This is a genomic window from Mycobacterium sp. GA-1841 (assembly GCF_001954135.1).
Classification (GTDB): Bacteria; Actinomycetota; Actinomycetes; order Mycobacteriales; family Mycobacteriaceae; genus Mycobacterium.
In genome coordinates, this window is sequence record NZ_MBEQ01000123.1 from 1 (window position 1) to 21146 (window position 21146).

25 protein-coding genes are annotated in these 21146 nt (G+C 67.1%); 15 read left to right on the forward strand and 10 right to left on the reverse strand.

Annotated elements, in window-relative coordinates:
• Both A5740_RS27745 and A5740_RS27750 read left to right on the forward strand, forming a co-directional pair.
• Positions 1-1074 (forward strand): LCP family protein (locus tag A5740_RS27745; RefSeq protein WP_371454819.1); only part of this gene is annotated, 1074 nt, incomplete at its 5' end.
• A gap of 137 nt (positions 1075-1211) precedes the next feature.
• Positions 1212-1760, forward strand: a complete 549-nt coding sequence (locus A5740_RS27750; RefSeq protein ID WP_076199610.1) for a ferritin — start codon at positions 1212-1214, stop codon at positions 1758-1760.
• 7 nt (positions 1761-1767) lie between these two features.
• On the opposite strand, the gene A5740_RS27755 is transcribed toward A5740_RS27750, so the two are convergent.
• The 3 genes from A5740_RS27755 to A5740_RS27765 are packed head-to-tail and all read right to left on the reverse strand — an operon-like array spanning position 1768 to position 4055.
• Positions 1768-2601 (reverse strand): glycerophosphodiester phosphodiesterase, encoded by an 834-nt coding sequence (locus A5740_RS27755; protein ID WP_076199612.1) that lies wholly within the window; start codon positions 2599-2601, stop codon positions 1768-1770.
• 4 nt (positions 2602-2605) lie between these two features.
• A complete protein-coding gene (locus A5740_RS27760) occupies positions 2606-3673 on the reverse strand; it encodes a DUF4328 domain-containing protein (protein WP_076199614.1) in 1068 nt (355 codons plus the stop codon).
• Positions 3674-3713: 40 nt separating this feature from the next.
• Positions 3714-4055, reverse strand: a complete 342-nt coding sequence (locus A5740_RS27765) for a rhodanese-like domain-containing protein (RefSeq protein ID WP_076199616.1) — start codon at positions 4053-4055, stop codon at positions 3714-3716.
• Between the two features lie 379 nt (positions 4056-4434).
• Between A5740_RS27765 and A5740_RS28645 the strand changes: the two genes are divergently transcribed.
• From A5740_RS28645 to A5740_RS27780, 4 genes are all read left to right on the forward strand, one after another.
• A complete protein-coding gene (locus A5740_RS28645) occupies positions 4435-4593 on the forward strand; it encodes a hypothetical protein (protein WP_175616386.1) in 159 nt (52 codons plus the stop codon).
• A 164-nt stretch (positions 4594-4757) separates the two neighbouring features.
• Positions 4758-5381 (forward strand): superoxide dismutase, encoded by a 624-nt coding sequence (locus A5740_RS27770; RefSeq protein ID WP_003883955.1) that lies wholly within the window; start codon positions 4758-4760, stop codon positions 5379-5381.
• Between the two features lie 216 nt (positions 5382-5597).
• Positions 5598-6134, forward strand: coding sequence for a peptidase (locus A5740_RS27775; protein ID WP_076199618.1), 537 nt, complete (start codon positions 5598-5600; stop codon positions 6132-6134).
• A gap of 855 nt (positions 6135-6989) precedes the next feature.
• Positions 6990-7388, forward strand: a complete 399-nt coding sequence (locus tag A5740_RS27780; RefSeq protein WP_066902092.1) for a secretion protein EspR — start codon at positions 6990-6992, stop codon at positions 7386-7388.
• Positions 7389-7454: 66 nt separating this feature from the next.
• On the opposite strand, the gene A5740_RS27785 is transcribed toward A5740_RS27780, so the two are convergent.
• Genes A5740_RS27785 through A5740_RS28130 form a run of 3 tightly spaced genes read right to left on the reverse strand, consistent with a single transcriptional unit; the run spans position 7455 to position 9762 of the window.
• Positions 7455-8579: a hypothetical protein gene (locus tag A5740_RS27785; protein WP_076199620.1), complete on the reverse strand. Its 1125-nt coding sequence runs from the start codon at positions 8577-8579 to the stop codon at positions 7455-7457.
• A complete protein-coding gene (locus tag A5740_RS27790; RefSeq protein ID WP_076199622.1) occupies positions 8576-9067 on the reverse strand; it encodes an ImmA/IrrE family metallo-endopeptidase in 492 nt (163 codons plus the stop codon). Before A5740_RS27790 ends, A5740_RS27785 begins: the two co-directional genes overlap by 4 nt.
• 53 nt (positions 9068-9120) lie before the next feature.
• A complete protein-coding gene (locus tag A5740_RS28130) occupies positions 9121-9762 on the reverse strand; it encodes a hypothetical protein (RefSeq protein WP_254849362.1) in 642 nt (213 codons plus the stop codon).
• 737 nt (positions 9763-10499) lie between these two features.
• Between A5740_RS28130 and A5740_RS27800 the strand changes: the two genes are divergently transcribed.
• The 7 genes from A5740_RS27800 (at position 10500) to rraA (ending at position 14812) form a co-directional block, all read left to right on the forward strand.
• Positions 10500-11156: a DUF6474 family protein gene (locus tag A5740_RS27800; RefSeq protein ID WP_076199626.1), complete on the forward strand. Its 657-nt coding sequence runs from the start codon at positions 10500-10502 to the stop codon at positions 11154-11156.
• A gap of 10 nt (positions 11157-11166) precedes the next feature.
• Positions 11167-11691: a hypothetical protein gene (locus A5740_RS27805; protein WP_076199628.1), complete on the forward strand. Its 525-nt coding sequence runs from the start codon at positions 11167-11169 to the stop codon at positions 11689-11691.
• A 31-nt stretch (positions 11692-11722) separates the two neighbouring features.
• Complete coding sequence (locus A5740_RS27810; protein ID WP_076199662.1) at positions 11723-12397, forward strand: YcnI family protein; 675 nt, start codon at positions 11723-11725, stop codon at positions 12395-12397.
• The gene (locus A5740_RS27815) at positions 12394-12900 is read left to right on the forward strand and encodes a copper resistance CopC family protein (RefSeq protein ID WP_076199630.1); all 507 of its coding nucleotides are present in this window, start codon (positions 12394-12396) and stop codon (positions 12898-12900) included. The genes A5740_RS27810 and A5740_RS27815 overlap by 4 nt, the downstream gene beginning before the upstream one ends.
• On the forward strand, positions 12897-13730 hold the full coding sequence (locus A5740_RS27820; protein ID WP_076199632.1) for a CopD family protein: 834 nt from the start codon (positions 12897-12899) through the stop codon (positions 13728-13730). Before A5740_RS27815 ends, A5740_RS27820 begins: the two co-directional genes overlap by 4 nt.
• Before the next feature lie 88 nt (positions 13731-13818).
• A complete protein-coding gene (locus tag A5740_RS27825; protein WP_076199634.1) occupies positions 13819-14295 on the forward strand; it encodes a hypothetical protein in 477 nt (158 codons plus the stop codon).
• 37 nt (positions 14296-14332) lie between these two features.
• Positions 14333-14812: a ribonuclease E activity regulator RraA gene (rraA, locus tag A5740_RS27830; RefSeq protein WP_076199636.1), complete on the forward strand. Its 480-nt coding sequence runs from the start codon at positions 14333-14335 to the stop codon at positions 14810-14812.
• Positions 14813-14822: 10 nt separating this feature from the next.
• On the opposite strand, the gene A5740_RS27835 is transcribed toward rraA, so the two are convergent.
• Positions 14823-16292 (reverse strand): NAD(P)/FAD-dependent oxidoreductase, encoded by a 1470-nt coding sequence (locus tag A5740_RS27835; protein ID WP_076199638.1) that lies wholly within the window; start codon positions 16290-16292, stop codon positions 14823-14825.
• Positions 16293-16365: 73 nt separating this feature from the next.
• On the opposite strand from A5740_RS27835, the gene A5740_RS27840 reads away from it, so the two are divergent.
• Together A5740_RS27840 and dinB are read left to right on the forward strand one after the other, a co-directional pair.
• Positions 16366-17013, forward strand: a complete 648-nt coding sequence (locus A5740_RS27840; RefSeq protein ID WP_175616387.1) for a TetR/AcrR family transcriptional regulator — start codon at positions 16366-16368, stop codon at positions 17011-17013.
• Between the two features lie 24 nt (positions 17014-17037).
• Positions 17038-18243, forward strand: a complete 1206-nt coding sequence (gene dinB / locus A5740_RS27845) for a DNA polymerase IV (RefSeq protein ID WP_076199640.1) — start codon at positions 17038-17040, stop codon at positions 18241-18243.
• On the opposite strand, the gene A5740_RS27850 is transcribed toward dinB, so the two are convergent.
• From A5740_RS27850 to A5740_RS27860, 3 genes are read right to left on the reverse strand one after another with little or no spacing between them, the layout of a single operon-like run.
• The gene (locus A5740_RS27850; protein ID WP_076199642.1) at positions 18240-18671 is read right to left on the reverse strand and encodes a hypothetical protein; all 432 of its coding nucleotides are present in this window, start codon (positions 18669-18671) and stop codon (positions 18240-18242) included. The two genes, dinB and A5740_RS27850, sit on opposite strands and share 4 nt — an antisense overlap.
• Positions 18672-18680: 9 nt before the next feature.
• Complete coding sequence (locus A5740_RS27855) at positions 18681-19685, reverse strand: PHP domain-containing protein (RefSeq protein ID WP_076199644.1); 1005 nt, start codon at positions 19683-19685, stop codon at positions 18681-18683.
• A gap of 29 nt (positions 19686-19714) precedes the next feature.
• Entirely contained in the window at positions 19715-21061 is a 1347-nt protein-coding gene (locus A5740_RS27860) for an NAD-dependent succinate-semialdehyde dehydrogenase (protein ID WP_076199646.1), read from the reverse strand.
• Positions 21062-21146 lie beyond the last annotated feature (85 nt).

Sequence of the window (21146 nt, forward strand, 5' to 3'; positions counted from 1 at the left end):
GCGCCCAGGCCGCCCCAACCGCCCCAACCGCCACGTCCGGCCGGCGGCCGTCCACCGGCTCCGGTACCCACGTCGCCGCCCAAGCCCGCACGCACACCTCGCCGCCGGCGTCGCTGGGGCCGTCTGCTGATGACGGTGCCCATGGTCTTCGTATTGGCGGTGGTGTTGGCCGTGGTCGGCGGGGGCTTCTGGGTCGACTCGTCGTTGCACCGCATCCCGGCGCTCGCCGATTACCCCGAACGCCCGGCCGCGGCCCACGGCACCACCTGGCTGTTGGTCGGATCGGACAGTCGCCAACACCTCAGCCCCGAGCAGCAGGCGGATCTGGCCACCGGCGGGGACATCGGCAACGGTCGCACCGACACCATCCTGTTGGTGCACATCCCGGGCATCGGCTCGGGTGCCCCGGCCACGATGGTTTCGATTCCCCGTGATTCTTATCTGCCCATACCCGGCTACGGCGAGGACAAGGTGAACGCGGCGTTCTCACTCGGCGGGCCTGAGCTGCTGGCCCAGACCGTCGAACAGGCCACCGGCCTGCATCTCGACCACTACGCCGAGATCGGGTTCGACGGCTTCGCCGCACTCGTCGATGCGGTGGGAGGGGTGCGGATGTGCCCGGCCGAACCGATCAGCGATCCACTGGCCGGGATCGACCTGCCCGCCGGCTGCCAGGAACTCGACGGGCGCAGTGCGCTCGGCTATGTCCGCACCCGCGCCACCCCACGCGCCGACCTGGACCGGATGATCCATCAGCGCGCGTTCATGTCGGCGCTTCTGCATCGGGCGACCAGTCCGGAGGTGCTGCTCAACCCCCTGCGGTGGCAGCCGATGGCCCGCGCCGCCACCGACTCGGTGGCCGTTGACGAGAACGCGCACGTCTGGGATCTGGGGCGGCTGGCCTGGGCCATGCACGGCGACATGGTCACCACGACGGTGCCGATCGGCGAGTTCACCGGCAGCGATTCCGGTGCCGTGGTGGTCTGGGACAGTGACGCGGCCGGACGGCTGTTCACCGCGCTGGCGAACGACGAAGCGGTCCCCGCGGATGTCATCGAGACGCCACAACCGTGAACCCAGGCCAGGCTAAATTCACCTCAGCAAATTCGTTGCGGTAAATGTAATGGCCGCCACACCACTAAGGTAAAGCTGCCCTCAATGAGGTTCACCTTCGATGACAATGGGGCCTGACCTGCTATATCCTTGGCGTCATGACGACGACCAGTGAACTCGACACCAAATTTCACGCGCTTGTCCAAGACCAGATTCGCAGCGAGTTCACCGCGTCACAGCAATACATCGCAATTGCGGTTTATTTCGACGGCGCCGATCTGCCCCAACTCGCCAAGCACTTCTATGTGCAGGCGGTCGAAGAGCGCAACCACGCCATGATGCTCGTCCAGTATCTGCTCGACCGGGACGTCGACGTCGAGATCCCCGGAGTGGACGCGGTGTGCAACCGCTTCGACACGCCCCGCGATGCGCTCGCGCTGGCGCTCAGCCAGGAGCGCAGCGTCACCGAGCAGATCAGCCGGCTGGCCGCGGTGGCGCGTGACGAGGGCGACTACCTCGGCGAGCAGTTCATGCAGTGGTTCCTCAAGGAGCAGATCGAAGAGGTCTCGTCGATGGCGACGCTGGTTCGTATCGCCGACCGCGCCGGCACCAACCTGTTCCACATCGAGGACTTCGTGGCCAGGGAGCTCAGCGGTGGCACCGCTGCGGACCCGGCTGCGCCGAAGGCGGCCGGCGGCATTCTCTGACCGGCAGTCAGTCCCGGCCCGCCCCGGTCAGGCCGTTCTCCAGCCAGCTCTTGGTGCGGCCGGGATGATTGGTGGCCACCCAACCCACCCCGATGTCGCGGCAGAACTGGACGTCCTCGTAGTGGTCGACGGTCCAGCAGTACAGCGCCCGGCCCTGGGCGGCGGCCCGGTCCACGAGCTCGGGATGCTCACGCAGGGTCGCGATCGACGGGCCCACCGCCGTGGCGCCGCCGGGGGGGGCTGCGCTGCCGCCCAGATACCGCGACGTCTCGCCGAGCAGCACCGTCGGCAGCATCGGTGCGGCCCGGCGGATCCGCCACACCGCCGCCGCCGAGAACGACATCACCACCGCCCGAGACAGATCGGCCGAGGCCGGTGCGGCGATGCCGTACCGGTGCAACAGGGCCAGCACCTTGTTCTCCACCAGTGCGCCGTAGCGCACGGGGTGTTTGGTCTCGATGAACAGCTTGACCGGCCGGTTCCAGTCCAAGACCAGCGAGACGAGATCGTCGAGGGTCAGTAACCCGGTGTCCCCGGTCGTGCCGCCGGCATGCCATGACCCGTAGTCGAGGCGGCGCAACTGCGCCAGCGTCATCTCGCTCACCAGACCCGTGCCAGTGGAGGTGCGGTCCACCCGGCGGTCGTGCACGCAGACCAGATGTCCGTCGCGGGTCAGCCGTACGTCGCATTCCACACCGTCGGCGCCCTCGCTCAGTGCCAGGTCGTACGCGGCCAGGGTGTGCTCGGGCCGGTCGGCGGAGGCGCCCCGATGGGCCACCACGAACGGATGCCCAGGCGTCGGTGTCGCCTGTCCATCGGCTCCGTCGTCGCCCGTCTCCATACGGCTATGCTGCCGGGTTCTGCCCTTGGGACTCAACCGGAACGGCGGATTCCGACGAATCCTCGCGTTCTGGCGAGGTGTCGGGCTCGACGACCACCCAGCGCCGGACGCTGGGCTGAGCCGTCGTGCCGCTGCCCTCGAAGCCGGCGAACACCTTCGCGGTCAACAGGAACGCCGCCAGCCCCAGCAGATAGCCGACGATCGCGGTCACGGTGTTGTCGGCGATGTTCTGCGCGGTCCCGCCGAAGAAGGTCACGTACACGGTGCTCGCCATCGACAACACCGCCACGATCGCGCTGAGCACCCAGACGATCCACCACACGACGATCACGCGGCGCAGATGTGAGAGGCGGCCCTCGAGCGCGGCCAGCTCCCACACGAACACCGGCGCCATCACCAGGTTCACCCCGGGCACCAGGCAGCCCAGCCACAGGGTCGTCGGGCTACGTGGATCGACCTCGTCGTGCTCGGCGTAGCGGGCGGCCCGGCGCGCGATCAACCAGCGCACCAGCGCCACGACTGCGAGGACGACGATGGCGATCGCCAACAGGCTGGCCAACAAACCGATCAACACTCCGCCGATTGCGATCAGCGGATGCAGCAGGATGCTGCGATTGATCAGCAGCAGCACATACCGCACCAGATGGGCGAAGGCCGCGACGCCGAGCACCACCATGGCCGCGACGAGCATCAGCCGTGCGGTACCCACTCGGGACTCATCGTGGGTTTCGCGGGTCTGGTCATCGACATCAAAATATTGGTGCAGCCCCCAACTGGGGATGGCGCGGTAGTGCGGCGTCGGGCCGAGCGGGCGCCGCGGAGGGCGCTGATGCGGCGGAGCACCGGGACGTACCGCGATCCAGCGGTAGCCGGGGGCGAGCCTGGGCCCAGGGCGCTGCGCCGACGGGGACGACGGGGACGACGCAGCCGCCGCTGCCGGCCCGGCGGCCGGTGCCCATTGCGGTTGGGGCGCCGAAGGCGCCAACAACGAGCCGCCACACCGGGGACACCATGACCGCTGCCGGTCACGCACGTTCCAGCGCGTCCCGCACTGCGAACACACCTGGATCATCCGACCAGCCTAGCCACGATCTCGCGACCTGTTGTCGCGCTCAGACGGAGCCCGGTTCACCGGCGTCGGTGACGACCGGGCGGCCGGCGCCTGCCCATGCCAGCATCCCGCCCTCGACATTGACCGGCGTGTAGCCGTTGCGGGCCAGGTACTTCGCCACGCGCAGGGAACGGCCCCCCGCGTGACAGATCACGTACAGCTCGGCATCGGGGTCGATCTCGGCGATGCGGGTCGGTACGTCGCCCATCGGGATGTGTTGCGCGCCGGCGACATGACCGCGCTGCCATTCGTCGTCCTCCCGGACGTCGAGGAGCACCACGGACCCTTCGAACGCCGTGGGTACCGCTGCGATGTCCGCCTGTCCGACTTCCACATCGTCCATACCGCCATGCTCGCACGCCGACCCGTCGGCGCGCACCCGGCCTGGCCGGGTGGTGACACCGTCAGCAACGCAGACCTATCCACAGTTTCCACAGGTTCATCCACAGGCCCGACACCTGCGCAAAAGTCTCCGAAATGCGCGTAACTGTGTGTCGGCTGGCCATCGCTGTGGATAAACCTGGGGTATCTGCCCCGGCGATCAACAACCGTGCGCACCGCAGAGCGAAATCTCCGGACTCCGGTGAATCGGTTTCGCGCAGCCCGCGCGCGAAGGCCGATTTTTACCTGGACAGCACAGGGTCTATGATCGGCGTCACACCAGCCGTTGTGACAGAACTCACTGGAGGGCAAACATTGATCGTGCAGGTCAGGAGTGTCTGATGGCTTCACATCCATTGGGATCGGGTTCAGCGATACCGCAGCCTGAATGGCATTCGTCCGGGCACCTGCACACTCGCAACCAGCTGATGGCCTTTCTGCGGGCCAGCGTGATCGCCCTGCTCCTGCTGGGCGTCCTTGCGGTCATCGTCTTGTTCTGACCGACGGGCGATCGGGTATACGTGTGGTCGGCACGCGCGTCCTTGCGGTGCGCCCTGTGATGGAGCAATGTTGTCGGTGATCTTGAGCGTCGAACTGTGAGGATCGATCTCAGGGATCTTTGACGACGCCCAGCTCCATCGATCGATAATGAGGAAGGAATCTCGTGGCTGAATACACTTTGCCGGACCTGGATTACGACTACGGAGCGCTGGAACCCCACATCTCCGGGCAGATCAACGAGCTCCACCACAGCAAGCACCACGCGGCGTACGTCAAGGGTGTCAACGACGCCGTCGCCAAGCTCGACGAGGCGCGGGCCAACGGTGACCACGCGGCGATCTTCCTCAACGAGAAGAACCTGGCCTTCCACCTCGGCGGCCACGTGAACCACTCGATCTGGTGGAAGAACCTGTCGCCCAACGGTGGCGACAAGCCGACGGGTGATCTCGCCGCGGCGATCGATGATCAGTTCGGCTCGTTCGACAAGTTCCAGGCGCAGTTCACCGCTGCCGCCAACGGTCTGCAGGGCTCGGGCTGGGCGGTGCTCGGCTACGACAGCCTCGGCGATCGGCTGCTGACGTTCCAGCTGTACGACCAGCAGGCCAATGTGCCCCTCGGAATCATCCCGCTGCTGCAGGTCGATATGTGGGAGCACGCCTTCTACCTGCAGTACAAGAACGTCAAGGCCGACTACGTCAAGGCGTTCTGGAACGTCGTCAACTGGGAAGATGTACAGAACCGCTACGCAGCGGCCACGTCCAAGACCAACGGTCTGATCTTCGGCTGATCCAACCGAGGGCCAGACCGGCTCTGTTCTCTCCAGAAGGGGCGTCGCGCAACAGCGTGACGCCCCGCCCTCGTTTCCGGGGCCGATTCGTTACGCACCCGGTTCCCCGTGTCGCTTGCACCGGCACGGTTGCTGGCGCATTCTGGTCTGATCGACCCACAGACGTGTCGGAGCGCCACCTCGATGGCGAGCCAATACCGATGTCCCGGAGGCGATATGGATACCACGGGGTCCGGCCGGGCGATCGAGATCGCCCCCTTTCATTCCGGCGGTGTGCTCAAAGGCTTTGTGGTGTCGGGGCGATGGCCTGATTCCACCAAAGAGTGGGCGCAGCTTCTGATTGTCACCGTCCGTATTGCGTCGTTACCCGGGTTGCTCTCGACCACAACGATTTTCGGCGTTCGCGAGGAATTGCCGGAGCAGCCACAACCCGGCACCGTCGGTCTGGTCATCGCCGAGGGTCCGGTGGTCGGCGAATCCGCCCTTCCGCCGGGATATTTCGCCGAGCATCAACCACCGGCACTTCTGATGTTGCACCCGCCGTCGGAGACGATGCCGTCGCTGCCGGAGTGCACCGGCGCAGCTTCCGGTTGCGTGCTGTTACCCGGCCTGCCCCATCTCGGGCTCGAACATCGTGCGGCCTGGGTCGAAGCGGAATCGGACGGAACCGTGACGTCCATGGTCAGCCGGGTCGGGGTGGATCCCATCAGCCATCCCGACACCGCGATCCTGGCGATGCTGTTGGCGGCATGACACGCCCAGGCAAGGCGCACCTTCTCCGGATTTGAGAATGCGCCTGCCGAAAATGAATAAGAAACCTGGCGTCGGAAGCGGGTAACGGCTAGGGTCCCTAAATCAGCGGAGGCGAAAGCCCGCAATCGTCGTGTCGACCCACTGGGGCCAAACCCGGCCGACGAAGCGCGGCGGGCGAACCCTTCGACCTGCATGAAATGTGCGCCGTGCAAACGGCACCTACCGGCGACGTGTCGAAAGGCCGCCATGTCTGCTGCCGCAGCCACCGAGACGAGTGGCCGGATAGCCGCGAGCGCGCACCGCAACCATGCCGACTGCCCCACGGCGGACTGCGCGATTCTCTTCGCCGCGCGAGAAACTCGGACCCGTTTCGGCTCCGCAACCCCGCCGGGAATCGGCGCGCAGATTCGATCCGCCCCCCTCTGGCTATCGCACGCGAGGGGGCTGATGCGCATTCCAGCGCCCCACCTGTAACGTGTTCCACGTCGTTCGACAACGACGTTGCAGGCAATCCCACGTGACATGAGGTCCGGGCTCTAGCAAATATCTGTTTCCGCTAGTCAGAGCGGTGATCCCGTTGCCGGCCACGAAGTTGATCATGATCGGCCGGACCCGTGATCGCAGCTCACCGTACTCAATACAACGCGACCGTCACCTTTTGCATTGTCAGACGGCGCAATCCCGCGGCACCTCCACGGCGAAGACCCCGGCATCGTCCCCGGAGGCTCCCAAAACACAAAGCCAGTTTAAGTTTTGTGCGGTTTGCACTTGGTTGTCGTCACAACACTCGCTACCATAGTCAGCAAATACGCCGCCTTATTCGTACCGCTCGTGATGCATGTGGAGGTCAAATCGATGAGCAAGACGTTCGCCGCCCGCCTGAACCGCCTGTTCGATACGGTTTATCCACCTGGGCGCGGACCCCACACGTCTGCCGAGGTGATTGCCGCACTGAAGTCCGAGGGCGTCACCATGTCGGCCCCGTACCTGTCCCAGCTTCGTTCGGGCAACCGGACCAACCCGTCGGCGGCAACCATGGCCGCACTTGCCAACTTCTTCCGGATCAAGCCGGCTTACTTCACCGACGACGAGTACTACGAGAAGCTCGACAAGGAACTGACCTGGCTGGCCAGCATGCGTGACGAAGGGGTCCGCCGGATCGCCGCCCGCACCGTCGGACTGTCCACGGAGGCTCAGCAGGATCTCGTCCAGAAGGTCGACGAGCTGCGCCGCCGGGAACACCTCGACGACTGAGCGTCGGTATTCCGCGCTGAAAACCACGTGCGTGGGAATCGATTTCGGTTCCCATTACCGTGGTTTTCAGCTGCGCGCCGCCGTGCGGCCCAAATCCCGGTACTGCTCGGCGATCGCCAAAATCCATTCTCGGTCGGAATACGATTCGGGTTGGCTGAGCCAGGCCAATCCCGGAAATGCCGAGCCGTCGTCTCCCTCGCGTGTGTCGCGGATCCACTGCGCGACACGTCGGGCCTGATCGCGCGGAGGCACCTCCGGACGCTCGGTGTCCCCCAATTGCGTTGTGCCGCTTGATCCGCGCGGTGCCGCTGACTCCTGCCGACGCGCGTCGGCCGCGGTGGCCTCAAGATAGAGCGCATCGGAGATCAACGACATGCGTTCGGCCACCCGGAACACGAGCGGTCCACGCGGACGCACGCCGATGCCCACGTCGGGCTGCCGGCGGGCCAACTCACTCAACAACGGCTTGATGGTCCGCAGCTCCTGGCGGGCCCCGAACCAGTCTTCGATGCTCGGAAGCAGGGATCCGGCGGCGACGATGACCATCGCACACCCCAGCATGGTCGCCGCGGCGCCGACACCGACGGCTTCGGTCCGGCCTGCGGCCCGGATCAGGAAGAATCCGCTCGCCGCGACGATCAGCACCATGCCGACGGTGAACAAGAACAGAGCCCGGCCGCGCCGGCTGCGGTTCGAGTAGCGCAGGCCGGCCCAGACCACCAGGGTGAGCGCCAGGAACACGTAGAGCAACGGCAACAGCCATGAGGTGCCGTCCGCGCCGAGGTCCCGCGTCAGATACTCCGCGGGCGACATCTCCGGCTGCTTGCCGGCGCTGAAGAAGATGATCACGCTGACGATCGCCACCACACCGGCGACGCCGTACTGGATCAGCGCGATGCGCCGCGTGATGGTGGCCGAGCGATCAGAAGATGCGGTCGTGATCATCACGCAACTGCCTGCCGCACAAGCGATCAACGCGATCTGGCTCAGTGCCACCGCGATGTTCGGCCAGTGCGCCAAGGTGTCGATCAGCAGGGCCAGCGGCTGCCAGTTCAGCGCCGCGACGATCCCGAGGCTGCCCAACGACACAATCATCGCCGAGCTCACCAGGGATTGTTTGTTGACCAGTGCCCAACCGATGCGCAGGCCGGTCGCCAGGCCGAGCAGCCCGGCAATCACCCAGACGATCAACCAAATGCCTCTCCGAGGCGGACCTGCACGATCGAGGATCGATCGGACGGCAGGCGGCCCAGGCGGTAGAGCAGAAGTGCGGCGAAGTCTTCGGCTTCCTGCTCGATGTCCTCACCGTTGGGGCCCATGCAACCGGTCCGCTGATTGAGCATGTAGCTGATCAGGTCCGAGGTGGCGACCTCGGCCGAGGCCGCCGCGGCGTCGACGATCGAGATTCCCTCGTGGCCCAGGACGAGGTGGCCGAGCTCGTGGGCCAGCGTGCGATCCCAGGCGGGAAGTCCCTGCTGGATGAGGAACACGTCATGATCGGCGTATTGACGCCACTGTCCGCAGACGCCGGGCGGAAGCTCGGCCATCGTCAACTCGATCGGCCTACCACGATTTTCGGCCACCGCATCGACCAAGCGGGTCAGCGTGATTTCGCCCCGACGCGGGGCGAGGTCGAGCACCTCGTTGACAGCACGCGTGACACTTCGGCTGGCGGACATGTTCCCCCCTTTCATCCCTTCGTAGCACCCCGGAACATTGTCCCAAGTCGTTCTCAGGGCATGAAGCGGGTTGCGTCGATTCGGACGGTACGGCCGGCTTTGGCCTGCCGGTAACCGACGAATCCGCCGAGGCCGGTGAGGGCCATCATCCCGGTCACCCCGGGCAGGGCCATCGCGGCGATCTCGATGGTGCTGGCAGTGCGTAGATAGTCCGTATACCCCACGCGGAACGATACCGGTGGTATCGCAGCGTCCAGACCGACCGCGACCGGTGTCGGTGTCTGGATCCGCAGCTTGGTGGTGGGTTCCATATCGGGGCCCGACCGCGGGCCTCGGTCGGAGTCCGGGGCGTTCAAGGGCACCTCGAGCGGCGGCACGATGACCGGCAGGACGACGGGCACCACGATCGGGGGCACGCCGGCCGCGGCGGCCAATCCGGGCGGCGGCGCGCCGGGCTGGGCTGCGGTCAGTGGCTGTGCCGGTCGGGGCGGGAACTGCAGGCTCGGTGCGCGTGCGTAATTGAACGGTGCCGGGACTCCGCCTTCCTGGCCGTTTCCGACGTCCGGAAGTCCGATGACGATCGACGTGGAGGTCGCGGTCGACTGTGATGTCTCGGTTGGCCCCGTCGTCTCGGTTGGCTTCGTGGTGGTGTCCGTCGAGGTTCGGGTGGTGGATGTGGCGGCGGACGTCGTCATCGAAACGTCGGTAGTAGTAGGTCCCGTGGTCTGAGTGGGTCCCGTGGTTTCTGTGGGCCCCGTGGTTTCAGTGGGCCCCGCGGTTTCAGTGGGCCCCGTGGTTTCAGTGGGCTCAGATGGTTCGGTGCCGGGTGTCTCGGTCTTCGTGTCGGTCGGTGTCCCGGTGTGCGAGGCCGTCGGCGTGCCCGAGGGTTCGGACGGTTTGCCGGACGTCCTCGTCGGCTCTCCACTGGTTCGGGTGGACCTGTCAGGCGGCCGGTGCCATCGGCGCGGACCCCATGGGCGGCGGGTGCCCTCGTCACCGCGCTGGATACCGCCGTTGTCTTTTTGGCCCGAGACCTGTTCGTGGTCCCGGGCGCCTCGCCCGCCCCGGTGGTCCTTCCCGGCGCTGCTCGAGGCCTCGTGACGGTCGGCTGGCCGGCCCCGGTCGGGGTCGGCAAATGCCAGCGCTCCTCCGATCCCGGTCATGATCAGGCCCGAAAGCACCAGACCGGTCGAGGCGGCGACGCGCACCCGCGAACGCACGTTGTCACCACCCTTTCGCGCACCGCCCTATGGCTGAAATGAACCGGTTCGATTCTTGCACAATCAGCGAGATCAAATTTGCTAGCTCGGCCGATTGCCCGGCCTGTTGCCGGGGAGGCGCGGTCGAGCAAATCGGCCGGACGATACTGTGGGTCTGCAGCAGTTCTACGGTGACCACGAACACACGACGAATTGACCGGGAGGCAACCGGAATGGGCCTGTTCACGCGACGAAAAAGCCGCGCCACCCGCCGCGCCGAAGCCCGCGCCATCAAGGCCAAGGCCAAGCTCGAAGCAAGGCTCACCGCAAAGAACGAGGCCCGCCGCATCAAGTCGGATCAAAAGGCTGCGCAACGGGCCCTCAATGCTCAGGTCAAAGCGCAGCGCGACAGCGATCGCAACGCCCTCAAGGTGGCCGAGGCGGAGTTGAAGGCCGCTCGGGAGGGGCGTCTGCTGTCCCCGGCCCGGATCCGCCGTCTGCTGACCGTCACACGTTTGCTGGCACCGGTGCTGGTGCCACTGATCTATCGCGTCGCCACGGCCGCTCGGGGCGCCCTGGACGAGCGTCGGGCCGACCGGCTCGGCGTCCCGCTGGCTCAACTCGGTCAGTTCTCCGGGCACGGTGCCGAGTTGTCGGCGCGGATCTCGGGGGCCGAGCAGACACTGCGGCAGGTCGCCGAGAAGAAGCCCAAAGATGCCGAGACCAAGCAGTTCGTCACCGCGATCGGTGAGCGCCTGACCGATCTGGCCGCAGCCGTCACCGCAGCGGAGAACATGCCGACCGCGCGGCGTCGCGGTGCGCACGCGGCGATCACCGCTCAGCTCGACGGTATCGATGCCGACCTGATGGCTCGGTTGGGCCTGGTCTGAGCCGACGTCCATGACCGTCGTCCGTACCGACTCCGCAGCCAGGCTGCGCGGTACGGCCGTCGGCTCGCTCACCGCCGCGCTGGCCGTGGCGGCCCATGGCATGGCGGGCGGCGGTCCGCCGGCCGGGGCGGTGACGCCCGCGCTCGTCGTGCTCGCCGTGACGGTGGGAGTCGTCGCCGCCACGGTCGCCCGCGCGAACCGCGTCACCGTGTTGTGGCTGCTCCTGGGTGCCGGCCAACTGCTGGCCCACCTGCTGATGGCCACCACGTCGCATGCGCATGATTCTTGGCCCGGCCCGGCGATGTTCGTCGCGCATCTGGCGGCGGTATCGCTCGGTGCGGGCCTGATCGCCTGCGGGGGCCGATTGTCGGCGGCCGTGTCGCGCGTCGTGCGTGCGATGGCCACCGAGCGCGGCACGCGACCGGTGTCGCCGGTCCGCGCCCTTGCCCGCAGCACTGATCAGCCGTTGCACTCCGCGCTCTTTCTGGCCGCCTCTGTGTCGCATCGTGGTCCACCGGTCAGCCGGCCTGCCTGACCCGACCCGACCGATCCAGAAAGACCAAGACATGCAATCCCTTTCCGGGGTGCCCTCGCGCGCCCTGCTCACCTGCGCCGCGGCCACCGTCGCCGGCCTGCTCACCGCCGCGCCGGCCTGGGCCCACGTCCATGTCGACGCCGACAACCCGGCACCCGGGACCACGTCCGTGCTCACGTTCCGAGTTCCCGGTGAGTCCGACACCGGCGCGGTCACCACCCAATTGAGAGTCGATCTGCCTGATGTGGCCTCGGCTCGCACCGAGGTCGTGCCGGGGTGGACGGCCAAGCTCGACCGCGACACCGCGGCCGGCACCGTTCGGTCGGTCACCTGGACGGCGAATCCCGGGGTGGGGATCTCGCCGGAGCAGTTCGCGCTGTTCCGGGTCTCGGTGAAACTGCCCGATGCGCCCACGGTGAGCTTCCCGGCCACCCAGACCTACTCCGACGGTTCCGTGGTCCGCTGGGATCAGGCGCCGTTGCCGGACGGCGGTGAACCCGAGCATCCGGCACCGCAGCTGACGCTGAGCGGCGCCCCGGCGGACGACGCGCATGCCGCGCACGGGAGCACTGCACCGGCCGCCGCCCAGCCCGCCGCACAGCCGGCAGGCACCGTCGACAACTCGGCGCGCTGGCTGGCCGGAGGGGCGCTGATCGTCGCAGCCGCCGCGGTGGTGACGGCACTTCTCAACCGGCGCCGGTCATGAACCGGTTGGTGGCCGCCGGCCTGACCGGGCTGTTCCTGGCCGCGTCCGCGCTGTTCGCGGCTCCGGCGGCCTCGGCGCATGCGGCGCGGATCGCCGCCGATCCGGCCGAGCAGTCCTCGCTGAGCTCGTCGCCGCAGCGGGTGAGCGCGACGTTCAACGAGGCGCTGCAACCGGCGTTCGCGAGCATGACCGTCGTCGGCCCGGACCACAACCTGTGGTCCGACGGCGACCCGAAGGTCGCCGGTGCGGTGATCAGTGTCGGGGTCCGTCCGCTCGGCCCAACCGGCACCTACACGGTGAACTACCGGGTGACCTCGGCGGATGGGCATGTGGTCTCCGGCTCGTGGTCATTTGAGCTGACCGTGGCAGGCAACGGCACCCCCGGGCCGGCGGCGGCCTCCCCGGCGCAGTCCGACGGGGGCATCGTGGTGTGGCCGTTCGTCCTGGTGGCCGCCGTCCTGGTCGGTGGCGGAGCCTGGTGGGCGGTCCGACGCCAACGATGACGGCGGCACTGATCCGGGCGCTGGCCGATTGCACCGCCGTCGTGACATTGGGTCTGGCCGCGGTGCCGCTGCTCGAATCGGCCCGATACCGCGCGGAATTGGTGCGTAAGGCGGGCCGGCCGCTCACCGTGGCCGCGGCGGTCTGGCTGCTGGCCGAGGTCGTGCGGCTGACGGTGGCCGCGGCGGAAACCGCTGGCCTTCAGGTCTGGCAGCTCGGCATGTCTACTTTGGCCGATTTCGGTGTGCACACGGCCGCGGGACGGTCGGGTTTGGTCGGTATCGCGGCGGCCGTGATCGTCGGTGGGGTGGCGGCCTTCGCTTCCCCCAGTGCCGCCACCACTGCGGCGACCGTGGGCGTCGCGGCGGTCGGCATAGCTGCCAGAACCCTGACCGGGCACCTGTCGGAGAGTCCGATCGGCGGCATGGCGGTGGCCGTGCACGCGCTGGCTGCCGGCACGTGGTGTGGCGTACTCGCGGCACTCGTGCTGACCGTGTCCCACCGCGGGCAGTGGGCCAGGGTGCTGCCCCGGTTCTCGCAGTTGTCGCTGTGGTGCGTGGGCGTGCTGTTGGCCGCCGGGGTCGGAGGGGCGGTGATTCGGCTGGGTTCGCCGACCGAGTTGTGGTCCACCGATTACGGGCGGGTGTTGACGGCCAAGCTGGTCGTGACGGTGGTGCTGTTGACGTTGGCCTGGCGAAACCGGTCTCAGTGGCTGCCCGCGGCGCGGGCGCATCGCAGCAGCGCCGCCCTGTCGCGGAACCGCTCGAGGGTGGAGTTGGGCATCATGGCTGTGGCGGTCACGCTCGCCGCGGCGCTGGCCGTCACGGGTTGACCGCCGGGGCGCCTGGCATGATGGGAATACTGCCGGCCCCACCGACCGCGCTGGCGCGGAACACCAGACACTGCGAAGGAGCAGCCAGATGGCAGAGGATCAGGAGCAATCCGCCGAGAAGCCCGAGACCGCGGCTGAGTCGGCTCCCGAGCCCGGTCCTCCGCCCGCGAAGAAGGCCGCCAAGAAAGCCCCGGCCAAGAAGGCGGCTGCGAAGAAGGCTCCGGCCAAGGCAGTCAAGAAAGCTCCGGCCAAGAAGGCTCCGGCGAAAAAGGCCGAGCCGGCTCCACCGCCCGTTCCTCCCGCGGCTCCCGCCGTCCCGGCCCCAGCCCCAGATCCGGCACCGACTCCGGTGAGCCCGGTGCCGGATGTCGCGTCTGCCGCCAAAGAAGCTGCCGCACAAGCCAAGTCGACCGTCACGTCGGCCACCAACCCGGTGTCCGGTGCCGCTCCCGTCCCGCTGAGCGAAAGTTCGTCGTCCAGACTGCCGCTCGCGGCGGCGTTGGCCGTCGGAGCAATTGCCGTGCTGCTGGTCCTGCTGAGCCGGCGGCATTCCGAGGACAGCTGACCCGGGGTCGGGCCCGGCCGGCTGCGATAATTGCCGCGTGAGTATCGAACCGCGCGCCACCGCTGATCTGGTCGACGAGATCTACCCCGACGTCCGTAGCTGTGATCTGCAGCTGCAGAACTACGGCGGCAAGACCATGTTCGCCGGGCCGATCACCACGGTGCGCTGCTTCCAGGACAACGCGCTGCTCAAGTCGACCCTGTCGACCCCCGGTAACGGCGGGGTGCTGGTGGTCGACGGCAACGGCTCGCTGCACACCGCGCTGGTGGGCGACATCATCGCCGGCTTGGCCGCCGACAACGGCTGGTCCGGGGTGATCGTGCACGGCGCGGTGCGCGACGCGGCCGCCCTGCGGACCATCGACGTCGGGATCAAGGCGCTTGGCACCAACCCTCGCAAGGGCACCAAGACCGGTGAGGGTGAGCGCGACGTCGAGGTCAGCTTCGGCGGGGTGACCTTCGTCCCCGGCGAGATCGCCTATGCCGACGAGGACGGCATCGTGGTGGTCGCCCCCTGACCGGCATCGGTTAGACCTTCACGGCCGCACGGTGTTTGGTGAACATCAGCGATTCCTCGTCCACCTTGCCGTAGCGGATCGTGCGCATGTCGAAGAAGTAGTTCTGCTTGAGCTTCCACGGCGCGGCCGAACCCGATTTGGGCAGGGTGTCCATGGCCCGGCGGAAGTAGCCGGGGGTGAAGTCCATGAACGGCAGTTCGTCGACGCCGGCGCCGGGGTGCTGGGGCTCGACTCGGTCGAAACCGTTGGCGTCCATGTAGTTCAGCACGCGGCAGATGAACTCTGAGACCAGATCGGCCTTGAGCGTCCAGGATGCGTTGGTGTAGCCGAAGGTGATCGCCATGTTGGGCACGCCGGAGAGCATCAGGCCCTTGTAGGTCATGGACTTGGTCAGGTCGATCGGCTCACCGTTGCGGTGGGCCACCGCGCCACCGAACAGCTGCATGTTCAAACCGGTTGCCGTGACGATGATGTCGGCCTCCAGCTCCTGTCCGGAGCTGAGCTTGATCCCGGTTTCGGTGAAGGTGTCGATGGTGTCGGTGACGACGCCGGCCTTGCCCGAGCGGATCGCCTTGAACAGATCGCCGTTGGGCGCCAGGCACACTCTCTCGTCCCACGGGTCATACCGCGGGCTGAAGTGCTTGTCGTAGTCGAATCCCTCGGGCAATCGGCGCTCGGCCATCCGGCGCAGCACCTTCTTGAACAATCCCGGAAAATTGCGGGCCACCTGGTACTGCCCGGTGCTGTAACCGATCTGCTTCCACCGGTTGACGAAGTGCGCGAGGTTCTTCGGCAGGTACTTGTTGGCCTTGAGCGCGATGGAGTCCTCCAGCGGCAGCGAGCCGATGTAGGTGGGCGAGCGCTGCAACATCGTCACATGGCCGACGCCGCCGTTGACCAGGGACGGGATCAGCGTCACCGCGGTGGCGCCGGAGCCGATCACGACGACGTTCTTGCCCGTGTAGTCCAGGTCCTCGGGCCAGTGCTGCGGGTGGATGATCTGGCCCTTGAAGTCCGCGGCGCCCGGGAACTCGGGCGAGTAGCCCTCGTCGTAGTTGTAGTAGCCGCTGCAGACCGACAGGAACGATGCCGTGATCTGCTTGGTCTCGCCGTCGTGTTCGACGTCGACGGTCCAGCGGTTGTCGGCATCCGACCAGTCCACCGAGAGCACGCGGTGGCCGGTGCGGATGTGCTTGTCGATGCCGTTTTCGACGGCGGCCTCGTTGATGTAGTTCCAGATCGACTGCCCGTCGGCGATCGAACGGGCGGATTCCCACGGCTTGAACCGGAATCCGAGGGTGAACATGTCGGAGTCCGACCGGATGCCCGGGTACTTGAACAGGTCCCAGGTGCCGCCGATGTTTTCGCGACGCTCCAGGATCACGTAGCTCTTGGTGGGGCAGCGGTCCTGCAGGTGCCAGGCCGTGCTGATGCCGGAGATGCCGGCGCCGACGATCACAACATCGAAGTGTTCGTTCATGGGACCGACGGTATCAACATGGTGTTGAGTGAGTCAACAGCCTGTTGATAAATTCAACACGGTGTTAGGCTGCATGACTGTGACCACCTCCAGCCCGGCCCGCGCACCACGGGGGCGCCGCGCGGCCCGCCCGTCGGGCGACGACCGCGAGGCGGCGATCCTCGAAACCGCCCGTCAGCTGCTGGAGACCAAGAAGTTCGCCGACATATCGGTCGATGACCTGGCCAAAGGCGCCGGAATTTCCCGGCCGACGTTCTACTTCTACTTCCCTTCGAAGGAAGCCGTCCTACTGTCATTGATCGATCCGCTGATCAAACGGGCCGACACCGGATTCGACAGCGCGCTCGAAGACATGCCGGCGGATCCCAAGCGGGCAATCCGCCGGGGCATCGAGATCTTCTTCGACTCGTTTGCATCGCACCCCGCCACCGCACGCGCGGGCACCGAAGCCCTCAACAGCAGCCCGGAGTTCCGCGCCTTCTGGTCCGGGCTCATGCAGAAGTGGATCAACCTGACGGCTGCCCTGATTGCCGCCGAACGACAGCGCGGCGCCGCCCCGGGCACCATTTCCGCACTGGATCTCGCGACGTCACTCAACCTGATGAACGAGCGGACCATGATGGCGGCCCTCAGCGCCGAGCACCCCGCGGTCGACTACGACAAGGTGGTCGACACACTGACCCACATCTGGTTGACCAGCATCTACGGCGACACTTCGTAGCCCGTCGCCCGGCTGTGCGAACATATGTTCGTGTCCGAAGCCGCGGCCATCTTGCACGCTGATCTCGACTCGTTCTACGCGTCGGTCGAGCAGCGCGACGACCCGGCGTTGCGCGCCCGGCCCGTGATCGTCGGGAGCGGGGTGGTGCTGGCGGCCAGTTACGAGGCGAAGGCGTTCGGCGTGCGCACGGCGATGGGCGGACGTCAGGCCCGGGCGTTGTGCCCGCAGGCGGTGGTGGTGCCTCCGCGGATGGCTGCCTATTCCGAAGCCAGCCGGCACGTGTTCGAGGTGTTCCATGACACGACGCCGGTGGTCGAGCCGTTGTCGGTGGACGAGGCGTTCCTCGACGTGTCCGGGCTGGCCCGGGTTTCGGGCAGTCCGGTGGAGATTGCCCGACGGCTGCGCGAGCAGGTCAGCGAACAGGTGGGCCTGCCCATCACCGTCGGCATCGCCCGCACGAAGTTCCTCGCCAAGGTCGCCAGCCAGGTCGCCAAACCGGATGGGTTACTTCTGGTCCCGCCCGATCGCGAGCTGGCATTCCTGCATCCACTGCCGGTGCGCCGGCTCTGGGGCGTCGGCGCCAAGACCGCCGAGAAGTTGCACGACCACGGCGTCGAGACGGTGGCCGACGTGGCGGAGCTGTCCGAGTCGGCGCTGCGCACCATGGTCGGCGGCGCGATGGCCCGGCAACTATATGCGTTGTCGCGCAACATCGATCGTCGCCGGGTGACGACGGGCGTGCGGCGCAGTTCGGTCGGCGCCCAGCGCGCGCTCGGGCGACGCGGCAACACGATGTCCGCCGCCGAGGTGGACATGGTGGTGGTCAATCTGGTCGACCGGATCACCCGCCGGATGCGCGGCGCCGGACGCACCGGACGCACCGTCGTACTGCGTTTGCGCTTCGACGATTTCGGCCGCGCCACCCGGTCCCACACCCTGCCCCGGGCCACCGCCTCCACGGAGGCCGTGCTGGCCGCGGCCCGGGCCTTGGTGACGGCCGCCGCGCCGGTGATCGCCGAGCGGGGGCTCACCCTCATCGGTTTCGCGGTGTCCAACATCGACCACGCGGGCAGCCAGCAGCTGGAGTTGCCGTTCGACTCCGAGCCCGATCCGGTGGCGATCGACGGCGCGATCGACGAGGTACGTCAGCGGTTCGGCAACGCGATGTTGACCCGCGGTGTGCTCGTCGGGCGTGATCCCGGGCTGGAAATGCCCACGCTGCCGTATTAGAAGAACTGCGCCGCAATGAATCCGGCCAGCAGAACCGCGAATCCACCGATCTCACCCACGATCAGCGCCACCATGCCGGCATGCAGCGCACCGGTCGGGTGCTCGAATTGGTTCGTGGTGTCCCGTTTGGCGCCGTGCTCGATGTAACTGCCGATCGCGACGACGAAGAAGAACACGAGCACCATGGCCGCGGTGAGGTTGACCCCGGTAGGCCAGGCGCTGAGCTCGACGAACACCGCCACCAGCAGTGTCGCGAAGGAATACAGCAGGGCGGCTCGGTGGGCGATGTCGACGTACGGGTGGGCCAGGTGGTTTTCACTCGTGGCCATCTGCCGGTACTTCCACACCCCGAGCATCAGCGCCAGCAGGAAGATCAGGCCGGCGGCCAGCAGGGTGATGAGGGTGTCGATGCCGAGATCCGCGTGCATCGCGTGAGTCTATGAGGCGGTCCAGTCGAGCAGTTGTTCGGCGGCCCAGGTATTGATGATCCGTTCGGCCGGCACCTCGGCGTCCAGCGCGCGCTGGGCGCCGTAGCCCAGGAAGTCGAGTTGGCCGGGAGCGTGGGCATCGGTGTCGATGCTGAACAGGCAGCCGATGTCGAGGGCCAGCTTGAGCAGCCTCGTGGGCGGGTCGCGGCGCTCCGGGCGGGAATTGATCTCGACGGCGGTGCCATGGTCACGGCAGGCGCTGAAGACTTTTTCGGCATCGAACTTCGACTCGGCACGCTGACCCCGCCCGCCGGTGACCAGACGTCCGGTGCAGTGCCCCAGCACATCGGTGTGCGGGTTGGCGACGGCGTTCAGCATGCGCCGGGTCATGGCCGGGGCATCCATGGCGAGTTTGGAGTGCACGCTGGCCACCACCACGTCCAGGCGTTCGAGCAACTCGGGTTCCTGGTCCAGCGATCCGTCTTCGAGGATGTCCACTTCGATACCGGTGAGGATGCGCATCGGCGCGACGAGCTCCCGCACTTCCTCGATCACGTCGAGTTGCTCGCGCAACCGTTCCGGCGACAACCCGTTGGCGATCTTCAGGCGCGGTGAATGGTCCGTGAGCGCACAGTATTCGTGGCCGAGATCGCGGGCGGCCAGCATCATCTCTTCGATCGGCGCAGAACCGTCGGACCAGTTCGAGTGCACGTGCAGGTCACCGCGCAGGGCAGCGCGCAACTCCCCGCCACCGAGATCCTTTGCGGTCGCGCGCAATTCGACCAGGGTGTCCGGCTCGCGTCCAGCCCAGGCCTGCGCGATCACCTTCGCGGTCTTGGGCCCCACCCCGGGCAGCGTCTGCCAGCTGTTGCTCGCGCCGAGGCGTTCCCGTTGGGCATCGGTCAACGCCTCGACGGTGTCCGCGGCATTGCGATAAGCCATCACGCGTCGCGGTTCTTCCCGCGCCCGGTCCTTGTAGTAGGCGATCTGGCGCAGCGCGGTGACCGGATCCATGTCTCCAGTGTGCCCGTCGGCGTCGGCGCTCAACCGGCGATACGGATCAGCTTCTTGTTCACGAATTCCTCGATGCCGTAGCGGCCGAGTTCCCGTCCGAATCCGGAGCGCTTGACCCCGCCGAACGGCAGTTCGGCGCCCTCGGCACCGACGGCGTTGACGAACACCATGCCGGCGTCGATCCGGTCGGCCACCCGCTTGGCCTGCTCGGCGTCGGTGGTGAAGACGTAGGAGCCCAGACCGAACGGGGTGTCGTTGGCGATGGCGATGGCTTCGTCTTCGGAGCCGGCCTTGTACACCACGGCCACCGGGCCGAACAGCTCCTGGTGGTACGCGTCGTTGTCCTCGGTGACGCCGGTGAGCACGGCCGGCGGGTAGAAGGCGCCGCGGCGTTCGCCGGCCGAGGTCAGCTGCGCACCCTGGTCGACGGCCGTCTTCACCTGCTGCTCAAGACGTTCGGCGGCGGCTTCCGAGGACAACGGCGCGATCCCGTCGGCGGCCGCCAGCAGCTTCTCGGTGAACTTTGTCAGGAAGTCGTCGTAGAGGTTCTCGGCCACGATGAAACGCTTCGCGGCGTTACAGGCCTGGCCGGTGTTTTCCATGCGGCCCTCGACCGCGGACTCGACGGTGGCGTCGAGATCATCGGTGGACAGCACGATGAACGGATCGGAGCCACCGAGTTCCAGGACGCACTTCTTGAGGTTGCGCCCGGCGATCTCGGCCACTGCGGCGCCGGCCCGTTCGGAGCCGGTCAGCGACACCGCGGCCACGCGTGGGTCGGCGATGATGTCGGCGACCTGATCGTTGGTGGCGCGGATGTCGACGTAGGCACCCTGCGGGAACCCTGCCTCCAGGAAGATCAGTTGCAGCAGCTCCGCGGATTCGGGGCACTGCGGGGCGTGCTTGAGCAGAATTGTGTTGCCCACCACAAGATTTGGGCCGGCGAACCGGGCCACCTGATAGTAGGGGTAGTTCCACGGCATGATGCCGAGCAGTACTCCGACCGGCCCGCGTTTGATCACCGCGCTGCCCTCGCCCTCGAGGAGGTCGATCGGCTCGTCGGCCAGGAACTTCTCGGCGTTGTCGGCGTAGTACTGGTAGATGGCCGCGCAGAAGTCCACCTCGCCGAGGGACTGGTCACGCGGTTTGCCCATCTCGCGGACGATCACGTCGGCGAGTTGCTCGCGGCGCTGTTCGTGCAGCTTGGCAACTTTCGCCAGGAGTGCGGCACGCTCGGCCACCGTGGTGGTGCGCGCCCAGCTGCGCGCGGTCTTCGCGGCGGCCTCGATCGCAGCCCGGATCTCGGCGTCGGTCGAGGTCGGGTAGGTGGCGATCACCTCGGCGGTCGCCGGATCGGTGACTGCGTACTCGCTCATGTTCGCTCCAGATACTCAGCTCGCGGGATTTCGCATATTTCCGTGCCCGACACTACCGATTGCAACGGCAAAATGGCCGTGAAGC

Bases quoted from the DNA above. Each gene is read 5' to 3' on its own strand.
- A5740_RS27750 (WP_076199610.1), top strand. From the start codon at position 1,212: ATGACGACGACCAGTGAACTCGACACCAAATTTCACGCGCTTGTCCAA.
- A5740_RS27755 (WP_076199612.1), bottom strand. From the start codon at position 2,601: ATGGAGACGGGCGACGACGGAGCCGATGGACAGGCGACACCGACGCCT.
- A5740_RS27760 (WP_076199614.1), bottom strand. From the start codon at position 3,673: ATGATCCAGGTGTGTTCGCAGTGCGGGACGCGCTGGAACGTGCGTGAC.
- A5740_RS27765 (WP_076199616.1), bottom strand. From the start codon at position 4,055: ATGGACGATGTGGAAGTCGGACAGGCGGACATCGCAGCGGTACCCACG.
- A5740_RS28645 (WP_175616386.1), top strand. From the start codon at position 4,435: ATGGCTTCACATCCATTGGGATCGGGTTCAGCGATACCGCAGCCTGAA.
- A5740_RS27775 (WP_076199618.1), top strand. From the start codon at position 5,598: ATGGATACCACGGGGTCCGGCCGGGCGATCGAGATCGCCCCCTTTCAT.
- A5740_RS27780 (WP_066902092.1), top strand. From the start codon at position 6,990: ATGAGCAAGACGTTCGCCGCCCGCCTGAACCGCCTGTTCGATACGGTT.
- A5740_RS27790 (WP_076199622.1), bottom strand. From the start codon at position 9,067: ATGTCCGCCAGCCGAAGTGTCACGCGTGCTGTCAACGAGGTGCTCGAC.
- A5740_RS28130 (WP_254849362.1), bottom strand. From the start codon at position 9,762: ATGACGACGTCCGCCGCCACATCCACCACCCGAACCTCGACGGACACC.
- A5740_RS27800 (WP_076199626.1), top strand. From the start codon at position 10,500: ATGGGCCTGTTCACGCGACGAAAAAGCCGCGCCACCCGCCGCGCCGAA.
- A5740_RS27805 (WP_076199628.1), top strand. From the start codon at position 11,167: ATGACCGTCGTCCGTACCGACTCCGCAGCCAGGCTGCGCGGTACGGCC.
- A5740_RS27810 (WP_076199662.1), top strand. From the start codon at position 11,723: ATGCAATCCCTTTCCGGGGTGCCCTCGCGCGCCCTGCTCACCTGCGCC.
- A5740_RS27815 (WP_076199630.1), top strand. From the start codon at position 12,394: ATGAACCGGTTGGTGGCCGCCGGCCTGACCGGGCTGTTCCTGGCCGCG.
- A5740_RS27820 (WP_076199632.1), top strand. From the start codon at position 12,897: ATGACGGCGGCACTGATCCGGGCGCTGGCCGATTGCACCGCCGTCGTG.
- A5740_RS27825 (WP_076199634.1), top strand. From the start codon at position 13,819: ATGGCAGAGGATCAGGAGCAATCCGCCGAGAAGCCCGAGACCGCGGCT.
- A5740_RS27835 (WP_076199638.1), bottom strand. From the start codon at position 16,292: ATGAACGAACACTTCGATGTTGTGATCGTCGGCGCCGGCATCTCCGGC.
- A5740_RS27840 (WP_175616387.1), top strand. From the start codon at position 16,366: ATGACTGTGACCACCTCCAGCCCGGCCCGCGCACCACGGGGGCGCCGC.
- dinB (WP_076199640.1), top strand. From the start codon at position 17,038: ATGTTCGTGTCCGAAGCCGCGGCCATCTTGCACGCTGATCTCGACTCG.
- A5740_RS27850 (WP_076199642.1), bottom strand. From the start codon at position 18,671: ATGCACGCGGATCTCGGCATCGACACCCTCATCACCCTGCTGGCCGCC.
- A5740_RS27855 (WP_076199644.1), bottom strand. From the start codon at position 19,685: ATGGATCCGGTCACCGCGCTGCGCCAGATCGCCTACTACAAGGACCGG.
- A5740_RS27860 (WP_076199646.1), bottom strand. From the start codon at position 21,061: ATGAGCGAGTACGCAGTCACCGATCCGGCGACCGCCGAGGTGATCGCC.